Source organism: Arthrobacter sp. CG_A4 (assembly GCF_035985125.1).
Taxonomy (GTDB): domain Bacteria; phylum Actinomycetota; class Actinomycetes; order Actinomycetales; family Micrococcaceae; genus Arthrobacter.
On sequence record NZ_JAXCID010000028.1, the window covers coordinates 1 to 15,331 of the forward strand.

General features: G+C 67.5%; 12 protein-coding genes and 1 tRNA gene. 7 read left to right on the forward strand and 6 right to left on the reverse strand.

Annotated elements, in window-relative coordinates; translation table 11 throughout:
* Positions 1 to 128 precede the first annotated feature (128 nt).
* A complete protein-coding gene (locus RCH07_RS12545) occupies positions 129 to 1,961 on the reverse strand; it encodes a phosphoenolpyruvate carboxykinase (GTP) (protein ID WP_326967808.1) in 1,833 nt (610 codons plus the stop codon).
* Between the two features lie 284 nt (positions 1,962 to 2,245).
* On the opposite strand from RCH07_RS12545, the gene RCH07_RS12550 reads away from it, so the two are divergent.
* The 5 genes from RCH07_RS12550 to RCH07_RS12570 all read left to right on the forward strand — a co-directional run bounded on the left by RCH07_RS12550 (position 2,246) and on the right by RCH07_RS12570 (position 7,812).
* Positions 2,246 to 2,319, forward strand: a tRNA-Arg gene (locus tag RCH07_RS12550).
* Between the two features lie 367 nt (positions 2,320 to 2,686).
* Positions 2,687 to 4,213 carry a dihydrolipoyl dehydrogenase family protein gene (locus tag RCH07_RS12555; protein ID WP_326967809.1) on the forward strand — a complete coding sequence of 509 codons (1,527 nt, stop codon included), beginning with the start codon at positions 2,687 to 2,689 and terminating at the stop codon, positions 4,211 to 4,213.
* A gap of 178 nt (positions 4,214 to 4,391) precedes the next feature.
* On the forward strand, positions 4,392 to 5,111 hold the full coding sequence (locus RCH07_RS12560) for an ABC transporter ATP-binding protein (RefSeq protein ID WP_326967810.1): 720 nt from the start codon (positions 4,392 to 4,394) through the stop codon (positions 5,109 to 5,111).
* On the forward strand, positions 5,108 to 7,156 hold the full coding sequence (locus tag RCH07_RS12565) for a YhgE/Pip domain-containing protein (RefSeq protein WP_326967811.1): 2,049 nt from the start codon (positions 5,108 to 5,110) through the stop codon (positions 7,154 to 7,156). Before RCH07_RS12560 ends, RCH07_RS12565 begins: the two co-directional genes overlap by 4 nt.
* On the forward strand, positions 7,153 to 7,812 hold the full coding sequence (locus RCH07_RS12570) for a TetR/AcrR family transcriptional regulator (protein ID WP_326967812.1): 660 nt from the start codon (positions 7,153 to 7,155) through the stop codon (positions 7,810 to 7,812). Before RCH07_RS12565 ends, RCH07_RS12570 begins: the two co-directional genes overlap by 4 nt.
* Positions 7,813 to 8,342: 530 nt before the next feature.
* On the opposite strand, the gene RCH07_RS12575 is transcribed toward RCH07_RS12570, so the two are convergent.
* The 5 genes from RCH07_RS12575 to RCH07_RS12595 all read right to left on the reverse strand — a co-directional run bounded on the left by RCH07_RS12575 (position 8,343) and on the right by RCH07_RS12595 (position 12,076).
* On the reverse strand, positions 8,343 to 9,419 hold the full coding sequence (locus RCH07_RS12575; RefSeq protein ID WP_326967813.1) for an EamA family transporter: 1,077 nt from the start codon (positions 9,417 to 9,419) through the stop codon (positions 8,343 to 8,345).
* Between the two features lie 91 nt (positions 9,420 to 9,510).
* On the reverse strand, positions 9,511 to 10,005 hold the full coding sequence (locus RCH07_RS12580; RefSeq protein WP_326967814.1) for a hypothetical protein: 495 nt from the start codon (positions 10,003 to 10,005) through the stop codon (positions 9,511 to 9,513).
* A gap of 127 nt (positions 10,006 to 10,132) precedes the next feature.
* A complete protein-coding gene (locus tag RCH07_RS12585) occupies positions 10,133 to 10,660 on the reverse strand; it encodes a SixA phosphatase family protein (RefSeq protein ID WP_326967815.1) in 528 nt (175 codons plus the stop codon).
* Positions 10,661 to 10,715: 55 nt separating this feature from the next.
* Positions 10,716 to 10,919 carry a dodecin family protein gene (locus tag RCH07_RS12590; RefSeq protein WP_326967816.1) on the reverse strand — a complete coding sequence of 68 codons (204 nt, stop codon included), beginning with the start codon at positions 10,917 to 10,919 and terminating at the stop codon, positions 10,716 to 10,718.
* Positions 10,920 to 11,215: 296 nt separating this feature from the next.
* Entirely contained in the window at positions 11,216 to 12,076 is an 861-nt protein-coding gene (locus RCH07_RS12595) for a winged helix-turn-helix domain-containing protein (protein WP_326967817.1), read from the reverse strand.
* A gap of 678 nt (positions 12,077 to 12,754) precedes the next feature.
* Between RCH07_RS12595 and RCH07_RS12600 the strand changes: the two genes are divergently transcribed.
* Positions 12,755 to 13,495, forward strand: a complete 741-nt coding sequence (locus RCH07_RS12600; protein WP_326967818.1) for a response regulator transcription factor — start codon at positions 12,755 to 12,757, stop codon at positions 13,493 to 13,495.
* A gap of 3 nt (positions 13,496 to 13,498) precedes the next feature.
* Positions 13,499 to 15,199 (forward strand): sensor histidine kinase, encoded by a 1,701-nt coding sequence (locus RCH07_RS12605; protein ID WP_326967819.1) that lies wholly within the window; start codon positions 13,499 to 13,501, stop codon positions 15,197 to 15,199.
* The last annotated feature ends 132 nt before the right edge of the window (positions 15,200 to 15,331 follow it).

Here is a 15,331-nt window from a genome sequence, read left to right on the forward strand (position 1 = left end):
TAACCTTTGCCCCCCCACCGCCCATATTTCGGCAACAATCGGGCGGTGGGGGACAAATCTTTTTTTTACCCCGGGCGCCCCCCCCCTTGCCCCAGGGGGGGGGGCCGCCGTCGTTGTTATGCTGGCCGCTACTGGGCCGCCAGTCGTTCCTTCAGGCCGTCGAACTCGGACCGCAGGGCCGCGGGCAGCGAGTCACCGAACCTGGAGTACCACTCTTCGATGGACGCCAGCTCGGTGTCCCACTCCGCACGGTCGACGCGGACGGCATCTTCCACCTGGGCGGGGGTCAAGTCCAGGCCGGAGAGGTCCAGCGAGTGGCCGGCCGGGACATAGCCGATGGGGGTCTCGACGGCGTCAGCCTTGCCCTCGATGCGCTCGATGGCCCACTTCAGTACGCGTGCGTTGTCACCGAATCCTGGCCATGCGAAGCCGCCGTCGGCTGTTCGGCGGAACCAGTTCACCAGGAAGATCGTGGGCAGGCGATCCTGGTTGGCCTTGGCGGAGAGATCCACCCAGTGCTTCAGGTAGTCACCGGCGTCGTAGCCGATGAACGGCAGCATGGCCATCGGGTCGCGGCGGACCACGCCCACCTGCCCGGCGGCGGCGGCCGTCGTCTCCGAGGAAAGCGTGGAGCCCATGAAGACGCCGTTGGACCAGGTGCGGGCCTGCGTCACCAGCGGAATGGTGGTCTTGCGGCGGCCGCCGAACAGGATCGCGGACAGCTCCACCCCGTCCGGGCTGAAGTATTCCTCGGCCAGCATGTCGACCTGGGAGATCGGCGTGCAGAAACGGGAGTTCGGGTGGGCCGCCGGCAGGTCCGAATCGGGCGTCCAGGAGTTGCCCTGCCAGTCGGTCAGGTGCGCCGGGACTTCCTCGGTCATCCCCTCCCACCAGACCCCGCCGTCGTCGGTCAGCGCGACGTTGGTGAAGATACTGTGGCCCTTGGCGATGGCGCGCATGGCGTTGGGGTTGGTGCCCCAGCCGGTGCCGGGGGCCACACCGAACAGGCCGGCTTCCGGATTGGTGGCGCGCAGTTCGCCTTCCTTGCCGATCCGCATCCAGGTGATGTCGTCTCCCAGGGTTTCGACCTTCCACCCCTCGATCGTCGGATCCAGCAGCGCCAGGTTGGTCTTGCCGCAGGCGGAGGGAAAGGCAGCGGAGACGTAGTAGGACTTCTTCTCGGGCGAGGTGAGCTTGAGGATCAGCATGTGCTCGGCGAGCCAGCCCTCATCGCGGGCCATGACCGAGGCGATGCGCAGGGCGTAGCACTTCTTGCCCAGCAGGGCGTTACCGCCGTAGCCGGAGCCGTAGGACCAGATGGAGCGCTCCTCGGGAAAGTGCACAATCCACTTGTCCGGGTTGCAGGGCCACGCGACGTCGGCCTGTCCGGCGGACAGCGGGGCGCCGAGGGAGTGCAGCGCGGGAACGAAGAAAGCGTTAGTGGCGGTGATGCGGTCCAGGACCTCGGTGCCGATCGTGGCCATGATGCGCATGGACGCGACAACATAGGCGCTGTCCGTGATCTCCACGCCGAACTTGGGATCCGCGGCATCGAGGTGGCCCATGACAAACGGGATGACAAACATGGTGCGGCCGCGCATGGAGCCGGCGAAAAGGCCGCGAAGCTTCTCCTTCATCTCCGCCGGAGCCATCCAGTTGTTAGTGAAGCCCGCATCGCGTTCCTGCTGGGAGCAGATAAAGGTCTGCTCCTCGACGCGGGCAACATCAGCGGGATCGGAGAATGCCGCGAAGGACTGAGGGAACAGCTTCTCGTTCAGCCGGGTCAGTGTGCCCGCGGCGACGAGCTCGTCTGTGAGCCGCGTGTTCTCCGCCTCGGAACCGTCTACCCAGTGGATCCGGTCCGGCTGGGTCAGCTCAGCCACCTCTTCAACCCATGCCAGCAGGCCGGCATGTGTGGTGGGTGCCTTCTCAAGCAACGGCAGTCGCGCCAGATCTCCCATTACGGTTCCCTTCCTCGGGTTCAGTCGTGTGTCCTAAATGCTAGGTGCCGTGCGGGGCCCAGTTTCGGGCCCAGACAGGGGATGACCCGGACCGCCGGAATCAAAAACACCGGAAACTCAACGAACTGCCCTGTCATTCTGTGTCATTCCCTGTCAATTTTGTGACTAAGGTCACGTAGACCGGTCTAGTTGGCCAGGTTACACCCTTTCGATTTGTAACTGCGGCCCCACCTCGCGTAAAGTAATTCGAGGTTCGGGAGCGAGAAGTTCCGGGAACCGAAAATGCGCCCATAGCTCAGCTGGATAGAGCGCCTGTCTACGGAACAGGAGGCCGGGGGTTCGAATCCCTCTGGGCGCACAGAGTGAAGTGAGACACAGTAAGACGATCCGCACCGGTCCGCCGGTGCGGATTTTTTGTGTCAGGCAACGCCGGCTTGCGGAAGGCAACGCCGGCTTGCGGATACCGCCGGAACTGTCAGTTTCGAAACAGCCGCCGGCGGCTGCTGCCCGATGCGGCGGGAAGTCGCCGGATACCGTCGAAGTGGGCATTGAGTCGAGGTGGGCATTGGGTCGAAGTGGGCATTGATTCGTCCGGCCGCCAATATCTGGCCCCCCGCCTCCGCCACGTAGATCATGCGGGGTCCGTGCTGCCCTGCCGCTGCCGCGGGATCGACACCCCGGAGGCCGGTCCTCGGACGGTCACATCCCGGGCGTAGGCTTTTGCCATGACGGCACAGCCTGAGCGGGAATTCGATGTCATTGTGATCGGCGCCGGCGCCGTGGGCGAGAACGTGGCGGCCCGGGTGGTCCGGGGCGGGCTCACCGCGGTGCTGATCGAGGCGGAGCTGGTGGGCGGCGAATGTTCCTACTGGGCCTGCATGCCCTCCAAGGCCCTGCTGCGGCCCGGCACCGCGCTCCACGGCGCACAGACGGTCCCGGGCGCCCAGGAGGCCGTCACCCGGACCCTGGATGTGGCCGCCGTCCTCAAGCGTCGCGATTCCTTCACTTCAAACTGGCAGGACGACAGCCAGGTCACCTGGGTCGAGGAGACCGGGATCGAGCTGATCCGCGGCCACGGCTGGATCACGGGGCCGCGGAAGGTGGAGGTCGCCGGACTGGACGGCAACAGCTACGCGCTCTCGGCGCGGCACGCCGTCGTCGTGGCGACGGGATCCACCCCCACCATGCCGCCCATCGGCGGGCTTGCCGACGTCGAGTACTGGACCACGCGGGAGGCGACGTCGGCCCGTGAGATTCCCGCACGGCTGGCCGTGCTCGGCGGCGGCGTGGCCGGCACCGAGCTGGCCCAGGCCTACGCGCGGCTGGGCGCCGCGGTATCACTCGTGGCGCGCGGCGCGCTGCTGGGGATGTTCCCGGCGGAGGCCGCGGAGCTGGTTGCGGCGGGCCTGCGCGCGGACGGCGTCGACCTCCACCTCCATACCGGCACCACGGGCGTCGGCGAAAACGACGACGGCTCCCTCACCCTGACCCTCGACGGCGGCCGAACCGTCACGGCGGACAAGCTCCTCGTCACCACCGGCCGGCACCCCGCCCTGGAAGGGATCGGGCTGGAAAGCGTGGGCTTCGCCGCCGCGGACGGCAAGAACCTGTTGCTGGACACCGATTCCACCGGCCTGGTAGCCGGACCAGCGGTCGACGGGACACCAGACTCCGGAACCACAGGCTCCGGGACACCAGGCACCGGATCCACGGGCACCGGATCCACTGACGACGGCTCCTGGCTCTACGCCGTCGGCGATGCCGCGGGGAAGGTCATGCTGACCCACCAGGGAAAATACGAGGCGCGCGCCACCGGCGACGCCATCGCCGCCAGGGCCAAGGGCGAACTCGACGGCGAGCCGGCACCCTGGAGCCGCTACGCACAGACCGCCAATGACCACGCCGTGCCCAACGTCGTCTTCACCGACCCGGAGCTGGCCAGTGTGGGCCGGAGCGCGCAGCAGGCGGAAAAGGACGGCTTCCGCGTCTCTTCTGTGGAGCTGCCCATCCAGGTGGCCGGGTCCGCGCTGCACGCCGATCCCTACGCCGGTTGGGCCCAGCTGGTCATCGACGAGGACCGCAAGGTCCTGCTCGGTGCCACCTTCGCCGGCCCGGACGTGGCCGAACTGCTGCACGCCGCGACCATCGCCGTGGTGGGCCAGGTCCCGCTGGAGCGGCTGTGGCATGCCGTGCCGTCCTACCCGACCATCAGCGAGGTCTGGCTCCGGCTGCTCGAGGAGTACGGTCTCTGAGCCGCCGAGGTGAGACTTCGCGCCGATGATCCGGACGAACATCGGCGGGAAATCTCACCTCGGCGGAACAGCCCGCGGACCCTGCCCGTCTCCTTCATCACAGCTCGAGCATTCTATTTGAACTGACTGGTCAGTTCGGTTAGCCTGAGAGCAGATATTCCTCTGCGAAAGGCCCCCCTTGCTCCGCGTGCACCAGCTCTCCGTGAACGGCCGACGGGACGAGCTGCTGCCGGCCACCTCCTTGCAGGCCGGGCGCGGCGACCTCCTGCTGGTCGCCGGCAACCGCCAGGACCAGCGCACCGCCCTGGCTCTGGCTCTCAGCGGCCGCCTGAAACCGTCCGGCGGCCACTTTGAATGGGACGGCACGGAATGGGACGGCGGCGCCCGGATCAAGACACTGCGGCAGGCGAGCGCCGTCGTGGACGCCGCCGGGGTGAACGAACCCGAGCAGCATCTCAGCGTCCGGGACCTCGTCACCGAGGACCTGGCCCTGGTCCCCCGGCGCTACCGGGGCCTGCTGCTCAGCAAGCCCTGGCTCAAGGTCAACCGCTTCGAGGACATCGCCGGGCTGTGGACCGAGCAGCTCCCGGCTGCCCGGCGGATCGAGCTGCTCACGGCCCTGGCCCTCGCCAACCCGCACACTGACCTGCTTGTGGTCGACTCCCCGGACCGCCACGGCCCCGATCCGGCCGACTGGCTGCCGCGGCTTGAGTCCCTGGCGTACGACGCCGGGCGGCCGCTCGCCGTCGTCGCCACTGTCATGAGCGTCCCGGCTGGCTGGAGCGGCCCCGTCGTCTGCATCGGGAACGCCGTCACGACCGGCCACCCGGGCGCCCCTGCTGACGAAGACCTTCCCCCTGACGGACCCGGAACACTCGAAATTGAGGACACAAAGTGACCGTGCTGCGGCTGGCCCGCTCCGAACTCAAACGCATGACCGGCGGGCTGCTGCCCAGGCTGACCATCCTGGCGCTGACCATGGTGCCGCTGCTGTACGGCGCCGTGTACCTCTACGCCAACTGGGATCCGTACGGAAAGCTGAACCAGATCGATGCGGTACTCGTGGTGGAGGACTCCGGCGCCACGGCCGCGGACGGACACCGGCTCGAGGCCGGCCGGAAGGTGGCCGACAGCCTGGTGGACGGGCATGTTTTCAACTGGCAGACCGTTTCCGGCGCCGAGGAGGCAGATCGCGGTGTGAGCAGCGGCAAGTACGCCTTCGCCTTGAAGATCCCGAAGGACTTCTCCGCAAACCTGGTCTCTCCCGCCGGCTTCGACGCCGCCCACCAGGCCATGCTCAACGTCACCACCAACGACGCAAACAACTATCTGCTGAGCACCATCGTGGACAAGCTCACCACCGCCGTACACACCACGGTGGCCACCGAGGTGGGAGAAGAAACCGCCAACCAGCTCCTCACCGGCTTCGGCACCATCCACTCACAGATGCTCAAGGCTTCCGGCGGCGCCGGGCAACTCGCCGACGGCGCCGCCACCCTAAGCGACGGGACGGTGACCCTGCACCAGGGCACCAGCGGGCTCAAGAACGGCGCCGCCGAGCTCTACAACGGCCAGCTCAAACTCCGGGACGGCGCGGACACCCTCAGCAGCGGCGCGGGACAGCTCAGTGCCGGCCTGTCCCAGCTCAAGGGCAGGACCGCCACCCTGCCGGCGGACACGCGCCGGCTTGCTGATGGCGCCGCGCAGGTCGCGGCCGGCAACGCCGCGCTTAACACCAAGGTGCAGGGCCTGGCCGGCCAGGTGGCCGCCTCCGAACAGGCTGCCGCCCAGGCGCAGCGCAGCCGTGTGGTCGCGGCCAACAGCCGGCTCGTCGCCGCCGGGACCGTCACCCCGGCCCAGGCGGAGGCAATCCTGGCGGACTTCGATGCAAATGCGGCACCGCCCGCAGCTCCTGGCCCGGCGTCCGGCCTTAAGTCCGCGGCAGGGCAGATCCAGCAACTGGCGGACGGGTCAGCTGCCGTCAGCGCGGGCGCGGCCAGGCTGGCGGAAGCCACCCCCGCCCTCGGCGGCGCCATCACCCAGGCATCCACCGGCGCAGACCAGCTGTCCGGCGGCGCGGCCACCCTCGCCGCCGGACAGCAGAGCGCCCTCGACGGCGCCGCAAAGCTCTCCGACGGGGCGCAACAACTCGACGACGGCGCTGCCCGGCTGGAGAGCGGAGCGGCCACGGCCTCCGGCGGCTCCCGCACCCTCGCCGATGAACTCAGCAAGGGCGCGGGCCAGGTCCCCAACCCCGACGACGCCCAGAAGGACAGCCTGGCCAAGGTCATTGCGGACCCGGTTGCCGTCAGCAACGTCTCGCAGGCCAAGGCCGGCTCCTACGGTGCGGGTCTGGCACCGTTCTTCCTCACCCTGGCTCTCTGGATCGGTGTCTTTATGCTGATCCAGGCGATGCGGCCCGTCACCCAGCGGGCGCTGGCGTCGAACGCCCCGGCGTGGAAGATCGCCGTCGGCGGCTGGCTGCCGTTCCTGGCAGTCTCGGCCGTCCAGGCGAGCCTGCTCACTCTCGTGGTGGATGTGGGCCTGGGGCTCAACCCGGCCCACCCCTGGCTGATGTGGTTCCTCATGCTGGCCGCCGCGATGGCTTTCAGCGCGATTATCCAGGGTGTGGTGGCGCTGCTCGGTTCCACCGGCAAGCTCGTGGTGCTCATCCTGCTGGTGCTGCAGCTGGTCTCCTCCGGGGGCACCTTCCCCTGGCAGACCACTCCCCAGCCGCTCCACGTGGTGCACCAGCTCCTGCCCATGGGCTACGTGGTCAATGGCATGCGGCACCTGATCTACGGCGCCGATCTGGCCGTCATCCTGCCAACGATGCTGGGGCTGCTTGGCTACACTTTGCTGGGTACCGCCATGTCCACCCTGGCCGTACGGAAGCACAAGTACTGGACCCTCAAGACCCTGAAACCGGAGATCGCCGTATGAGCAGCCGCGCGGACAGCAGCCTGTCGCCTTCCGTCGACGCCCGGACCCGGGGCGAAACGCCGAAGAAGCTCCGTCCCGCCCGCACCAACGCGACCCGGCAGAAGCTGTTCGAGGCGTCGATGGAACTCATCGGAGAGCGCGGCGTAGCCGGGGTGACGGTCGATGAGATCGCTGCGGCCGCCGGGGTCTCCAAGGGCACGGTGTACTACAACTTCGGCAGCAAGTCGGACCTGATCGCCCAGCTGCTGCGCCACGGCGTGGACATTCTGCTGACACGACTCCTGAGCGTCCGGGACGATTCGACCGACCCGCTCGTGGCGATGGAGGGGATGATCGGCCAGGCCATGGACTTCATGGATGAGTACCCGTCCTTTGCCAGGCTTTGGGTCAGCGAGAACTGGCGGACCCCCAGCGAGTGGCAGGACACCTTCACCGAACTCCGGGGACGGCTGCTCGGCGTGGTCGGAGCCGCCATTGACGCCGTGGCTGCCGTCTACCCGGTGGATTCTGCCGTGTCCCGGGGCAGCCTGGAGACCGCCATCTTCGGGGCCTGTTTTGTTGTCGGCCTGGATCGGCAGACCTACAACCCGGAGCGGACCCGGCAGCAGAGTGTCGCCGCGATTATGGCGTCCATGCGCGGCTACCTCGTGAAATAGCCCTCCTCGGGGATGATGGATCACATGCGTCACATGGGTATCAGCGGCAGGATCGCCATCGGAGCGTTTTTCGCTGCCCTGGCGCTGCTGGCGCTGGCCGGCATCACGCTGCACGGGACCGTGGGCCTGTGGTTCCTGGCAGCCTCCGTTGCGGCGTACGTGGCGTGCGTGTCCGAGGTGGTCATCCGCCGGCGGCACACCACCCTGATGGCCAGCGGGATCGGCAGCGTCCTTTTCATCGCGTTCGGCATCGCGTTCCTGCGGCAATGGGGGCTGGCGTTCAACGCCGACCCGGATGCCATGTCCGCCCGGGTGGATTCCGACCAGCCGGACCTGTACTTCTACCTGGCGGCGGCATCCGGCGCCGCCACGCTGCTGCTGCTCTTTGCCGGAACGGTGCTCCCGGGACGGCGTCCGCGCGGCGCCGCCCACGCCCCGCGGCGCCGCCCGGCGTCGACATCCGGGGGCGCCGCTCCCCGGCGACCCGCCGCCCGGCCATCCTCATCCCGGCCGGCATCCGCGGCCAGGGCTCAGTCGGCCCGGGTACCTGCTCCGCGAGCAGCATTCCCCGCAGCCAAGCGCCCGGCGTCATCTGCCGGCGGCACATCCGCGGCCAAGGCACCCGCATCCAAGGCATCCGCGGCCAAGTCATCCGCGAAGTCCCCGGCACGCCGTTCGGCGCCGGCCTCGCCCCGGCGCTGAGCCCGCGGTCCCGGCGCAAGGCCGGCGCGGGTGGCCCGGCCCCCAAAGCCCAGTACCGCCGTCGCCACCCCGGCAAGAAGCAGGAGCCCTCCGGTCACATCGGCCGGAGACGGCACCTCGCCCAGGACCAGCCACGCCGTCATCATCCCCACCACGGGGACCAGGAGCGTGAACGGCACCACGGCGGAGGACGGGTAGAGCCCCAACAACCGGTTCCAGATGCCGTAGCCCACGAGCGAACCGAAAACCGCAGTGTACAGGGCGCTCAGGAGGGTCACCGGCTGCACCTCCACGAGGGCCTGCGACACCGCGGCCGGGCCGTCGACCAGCAGCGACAGGCCCAGCAAGGGCAGCGGGACTACGGCGCCGGACCACACTACGAGGCTCAGCCCCGAGGCAGCCCTCGCCTTTCGGGCAACGATGTTCCCGGCGGCCCAGGACAGGGCAGCGGCCAGCACAATGATGAGCGGCAGGACCGGGGCCACCAGGCTTCGACCGACGGCGACGACGGCCAGGCCGGCGACGCCCAGCACGACGCCGGCAAACTGCCGGCGGCTGGGGCGTTCACCGAGGAAGCCGGCCGCCAGGAGCACTGTCAGCAGCACCTGCGCCTGCAGGACCAGGGAGGCGAGCCCGGCGGGCATGCCCAGCGCCATGGCCAGGTAAAGGAGGCCGAACTGGCCGGCGCTCATCAGGAGTCCGACGCCGACGACCGCCTGCCAGCTGACGTCCGGCTTCCGGATGAAGAAGATGCACGGAATCACCACCAGCGTGAAGCGCATGGCCACGAAGAGCAGCGGGGGCATCTCTGCCCCGTCCGGGTGCAGGCCAAGGTCGATCGCGACGAAGTTGACGCCCCACAGCACGGCGACGAGCAGGGCCAGCGCGGAATGGCGAGGGTTCACACTGCCACTATGCCGGTTCCGGCCGCGGCCTGCCCCTGCGACGCGGGTTCAGCCCGACGTCCAGGGCCGGAGCCCAGGGCCGGCCTGGAGGTCAGAGGTTCCGGGGATGGTCACCCCGGGGCTGGTTGTCTCCGGAGTTGGGGGCAGGGTCGCCCGTGACGGGGTTCCGTGTGCTGCGGTCCCGCCGGAGTTCCTCGCCGCCGCTTCCTTCCGGGGGCGCGTCCTCCGGCGCCCGGGTATCACCGTGTTCGCCGGTAACAACGTCCGGATCCAGCTCATCGGCCTTCTGGAGTTGCTCGTGGGCGCCGGCATGGCCCCGGTCCGCCTCTTCCTGGCGAGCACGGGCTTCTTCGCGCAGGCGTTCCGCGTCGACTTCCGCCTGCTTCGCGTCCGCTTCGGCGCGGGCAGCCTTCGCCTCGCGTTCCTTTGCGCCGAGCTCGTCCGCACGGGCGTGCTCGCGCATCTCCACAGCCCGGTTGCGGTCCTCGGCCATCTTGCGTCTGCGGCCGAACATGACCGCCACGGCCACGATCGCGAGCACCACAACGACGCCGACGATGATCCCTATGAGCTGTCCTGAATCCACGATGATCAACCTCTTCTCTAGGCCCGACTGAAAACCATGAGTACACAGGATCAGTAAACAGCGGAATCGCCGGAATGACTATGCGTTCGGGGCTTCATTCGGGCACGAGGCAGCGCCGTCAAGCCGGCTACTTGGACCGGGGTACCTGGAACTGCGTGAGCCGGGCGTCCTGGCCGTCCAGCTCGGCCCAGGACTTCTCGGTCTCCAAAACGGTAAGCCCGCTGGTGGGGTACCTGGTGGCTGCGTCCATGTAGGCATCGTGGTTGGAATCGCGCGAGGCCAGATGCATGGCGAGATCCTGCACGCCGGGCATATGCGAGATCACCATGAGAGTGGTGACGGTGTCCGGGACATGGTTGATGACAGCCAGCATCCGCAGGGCCGAGGTGGCGTAGAGCCCGTCCTCAAGTTTCGGCGTGGGTGCCTTGTCGCCGAGTTCGCTGCACACCCAGGTGCAGGTCTGGCGGGTCCGCAGGGCACTGGAGCACAGGATGAAGTCGGGAATCACGCCATGTTTGAGCAACCATTTTCCGGCCAGGGGCGCATCACGGTGACCGCGTTCTTCCAGCGGACGGTCATGATCCGCGACGCCGCCTGGCCAGTCCGCCTTGGCATGGCGCATGATCACCAGCCGTTTGATGTGATGCGCGCTCATGGTTCAATCCTAGTGCTGGGGCTGATCCCCGAGCGCGCATCCCACGGAGGCCTCGTCAGTCGTCGAGGATGAAGGTCACTTCAAGCACGACGTGCCAGGCAACCACCGCGCCGTCCTTAATTTCAACTTTCTGTTCCTTGACCCACGCGCCGGTCACATTGCGCAGTGTCATGTTTGCCCGGTCGATGCCCTCCTTAACGGCAGCGTCGAACGAGGTCTTGGAGTTGGCGCTCAGGGTAGTAATACGTGCAACAGACATGGTTCCTCCCAATAGTCGGATCAACGCTCCGAGCCTACGCCGCACCCCCGAAACACAACAGAGTCCAACAGCCACCCAACAGCCGCGAAGGCCAAAACCCGGCAGCCAGCCCACGCAAAGCCCCCGCCGCCAGACGTGAGGGCGCTGCCCGGCGGAAGCGAAGCGGCTTTCCGCGTAGTGCCGCATCGCCGACTGAGGAACGAACGAGGTGGCTAAGGCACGGCGGAAAGTCGCTGAAGCTGCCGCGAAAGCGCCCGCCCCCAGAAGAGGAACGGGCGCTTTGCGCAGGTTAGAAGCTAGATCGAGTATTCCGGAGCGGCCCAGACAACAACCTCGGGGTGCTCATAGAACCGGTACCCCTGGCCGCGCACCGTCCGCACCGTGTTGGCGAGGCGTCCGAGCTTGGAGCGCAGGCGGCGGATGTGGACGTCGATAGTGCGCTCATTGGGCACCTCTTCTGCGTTGCGCCACAGGCCCTCGAGCAGCTCGTCACGGCCCACGGTACGGGTGCCGTTCTCCACGAGGTAGTTCAGGAGCTCGAATTCCTTGAACGTGAGGTTCAGGGATTCGCCGTCGAGGTGGACCTCGCGGCGGGCCAGGTCGATCAAGACACCGGACGGCCGCGGATCCTGCGGCTGCTGCAGGCGGGCCGCCTCGGCGCGCTGGCGGGCGCCACCGGTGGGGTCACCAAAGGTAGAACGGACGACGTCGAGCGCTGAACCCGGGGCACTGGCCGGCGCAACGGCGACGGCGGCATAGCTTTCAGCACCGGAGACAAGGGACTGGGCGTAGGTGCGGATCTCCTGGGCAAGCTTGGCAATAGATGTGCCGGCAGCCGCCGCAGTCTCTTCGTCAATACCCATGTAGAGCACAAAGCCGCGGGCAACATTATCGGCCGGGACAGGCCGCACCGGGCTGCCGTTGCCCGGCGCAACCACGGGAGTGGGCGCCGTCGCAAGTTCGGCCGGAACGGCGCGGAGTTGACCGTAGGAACTCGGGTTGTAGCCCTGCGCCGCGTAGCCCGGGGCCGGGAAGCTGATGCCGGATCCGGTGGGGAACGACGGGCTGCCGCCGAACCCCTGGCGGATGCCGGAGGCCTGGCCGGCCTTGCTGGCGTTACGGACGGAGATATGGACGTATCCGGATGCAACTGACATGGCTTGCTACCTCAATGTGAATGGCCGTCATCGCGGCTCGAATGCTAGTTTCCCCGCAATGAAAAATGGGGAGGGGCGCCCGACACCGGGCTGGGGCGAATGCCTAGAAACTCTTGGGGTGTAAAAGTTAGGCGTGCATTCGACAACAGCGCATCTCGGAATCAGCGGGTGAGCTGAACCAGGAAGCTGCGACTGCAGGTGCTGTTGAGTTCTTGTTCACAATTGAAGTGTGCAACGTAACAATGAAAACTTGCAAGTAACAATGGATCCCACAGTCCACGTTGTGAGACGAAAACCGGAAATGTAGTGCAGATCACAATTCTTCTCTGCCAGTCAAATATCGGGAGTTGTGCATAGTGCACGCCCACTTCGGCGATGCTGTCGAAGATTCTTCGGCTAGAGGGTGCGATGACTTGAATTTATTCAGACTCGGGCGATTCGGCAAAACCGTTCGCCTACTGATCATTCAATGTCCACCGTCCCACAGAGTGGGCACCCTGACTGGCCCCGAAAATGCCTCGCGGCCGGGTGCTGCGGGCTCCGGCAGGTTGCGGTGGCCGTTAGTGTTCGTTGTTCGCTCCGGTGCCACGGCAGCATCCAGCTCGCTAGGCTGGGATTCACAGGTGACGCACAGGATCCCCAAAGCCGCGCCTAACCGGCAGAACGGAGAGTTGTCCCATGGCCACCTCGCACTCCATGACCAATAACCTCCCTCTTCTCGCGCATCCGGACGGCTCCCCTATCCGTGCCCTTGTGGTGGACGACGAACCCAGCCTCTCCGAGCTCATGAGCATGGGGCTGCGGATGGCAGGCTGGTCCGTGGCGGTCGCGAGCGACGGACCCGAAGCGGTGAAACTCGCCAAAGAGTTCCGCCCCGACGTACTGGTTCTCGACGTGATGCTTCCCGGATTCGACGGCGTTGAGCTCCTCGGCCGGATTCGCTCCTTCGCCCCGGAAGTCCCGGCCCTGTTCCTTACTGCCAAGGACGACGTCCAGGACCGGATCACCGGCCTCGCCGCCGGAGGCGACGACTATGTCACCAAGCCATTCAGCATGGAGGAGGTGCTGCTGCGGCTGCACCGGCTGGTCCAGCGCTCCGGTGTGGCAGCAATAGACACCGCCGAACTCGTGGTCGGGGATCTGGTCCTCAACATCGACACCCGGGACGTCACACGGGCCGGCGAGGAACTGCACCTCACGGCGACGCAGTTTGAGCTCCTGCGCTACCTCATGGAAAACCCCAAACGCGTCATCAGCAAGGCCCAAATCCTGGACCGGGTCTGGGACTACGATTTCGGTGGCCAGGCCAACATCGTCGAACTCTACATTTCCTACCTCCGCAAGAAGGTTGACGCCAGCCACCCGTCCATGATCCATACCGTGCGCGGCGCCGGCTACGTCCTGAAGCCGGCGGAGTGATCCGTGCCCACTCGCACCCATAGGACAGGCGCCGATCAGCCAGGCGCCCCCGGGCGAAGCTGGCGCAACCCGTCCACGTGGCATCTGCGCACCCGGCTGGTCCTAGTCACCATGGGCTTGCTCGTGGCGATCTGCGGTGCCGTCGGAGTGTTCAGCTATGCCTCGATGGACCTGTTCCTGACGAGGCAACTGGACTCGCAGCTTGAGCAGGCGTCCGGACGGGCCCGGGAATTCGGCCGCCCCGGACCAGGGAACGGCGACGTCCGCCGGGATCCGCTGGAAGCCCGGGGCCAGGGCGTCGGCACCCTCAATGCGCGGATCCTCAACGGCGTCGTCAGCAGCGCCGGCTTCCTCGCCGATGATGCCAGCCGCAAATCCCTCTCCGCCGGGGACAGCGAGATACTGGGGGTGCTCACACCCAACGTCGGCCCCGTGGACCGCGTTCTCTCCGCTGGTGCGTACCGGCTCACTGCCGCCCGGGCCCCTTCCGGCGACGTCATAGTAACCGGGCTGCCGCTCGCCGAGAAGCAGAACACCCTGGCCTCGCTGGTGTGGACCATGGTGGTGGTCTCCGCCGGCGGTCTCGTACTGATCGGCCTCGCCGGCACGGCCCTGATCCGCCGGACCATGAAGCCGCTCGAACAGCTGTCCGGAGTGGCCACCCAGGTCTCCCGCCTACCGCTCGACGCCGGCGAGGTGGCACTCGCCGTGCGGGTTCCGGCGTCGGCGGCGCATCCCGGCACGGAAGTGGGAAGCGTTGGCTTTGCGCTGAACCAGATGCTGGACAACGTCTCCAACGCCCTTGAATCGCGGCAGCAAAGCGAAATGAAGGTGCGCCAGTTTGTGTCCGATGCCTCGCATGAGCTGCGCACCCCGCTGACCGCCATCCGCGGCTACACCGAGCTGATGCGGATGACCGAACACTTCACGCCGGACGGGGAGAACTCCCTGGCGCGGGTGCAGAGCCAGTCCCAGCGGATGACCACGCTGGTGGAAGACCTGCTGCTGCTGGCGCGCCTGGACGAGGGCCGGCCGCTCAAGTTCAGCGACGTCGACCTCACCCGGCTGGCGATCGAGACGGTCAGCGACGAGAAGGTCATGGCCCCGGACCACCTCTGGCAGCTGGAGCTCCCGGAAGAGCCGGTGGTGGTCCGCGGCGACGCGACCGCACTGCACCAGGTGCTGGCGAATCTGCTGTCCAACGCGCGCAAGCACACCGGCCCCGGTACAGCGGTGGTCACCGGAGTGGCGCGGCTCGCCGACGGGAGCGCCGTGGTGACGGTAACGGACAACGGCAGCGGGATCGCCCCCGAGTTTGTCGGCCGGATCTTCTCGCGCTTCGCCCGGGCCGACGCCGCCCGCAAAAACCCGGCAGTCACGACGGCCGCACATGCCGCCACCGGGGCCTCCGGCAGCCCGGGGGTGCCGGGTGCGACGGCAGCGACGGCGGCGACGGGCGCGACGGGTCCGACGGGCGCCCCGGCGATGCCGGGTGCGACGGCGGCGACGGGTCCGACGGTGGCTGAACCCACGGCCGAGGGGACCAGCGGGCTGGGGCTCTCCATTGTGCAGTCGATTGTGGAGGCGCACGGCGGGACTGTCGAGGTCATCTCCCGGCCGGGCCGCACGGAGTTCACCGTCCGGCTTCCCGCTGGTCCGCCGAGCCCGCCGAGCCCGCCGCTTCGACGGTTCCCTGCCGGCTAGACGACACTTAGCGTCGAACCCGCCGGGAACCATCGAAGCGGGGCTCAGGCTAGGCCGCGGAAGCACAAGGCGACGCACCGCCGTCGCCCTGCTTGTTACCGAAATGTGACATTTGTTTCCGGCTCCTGTACC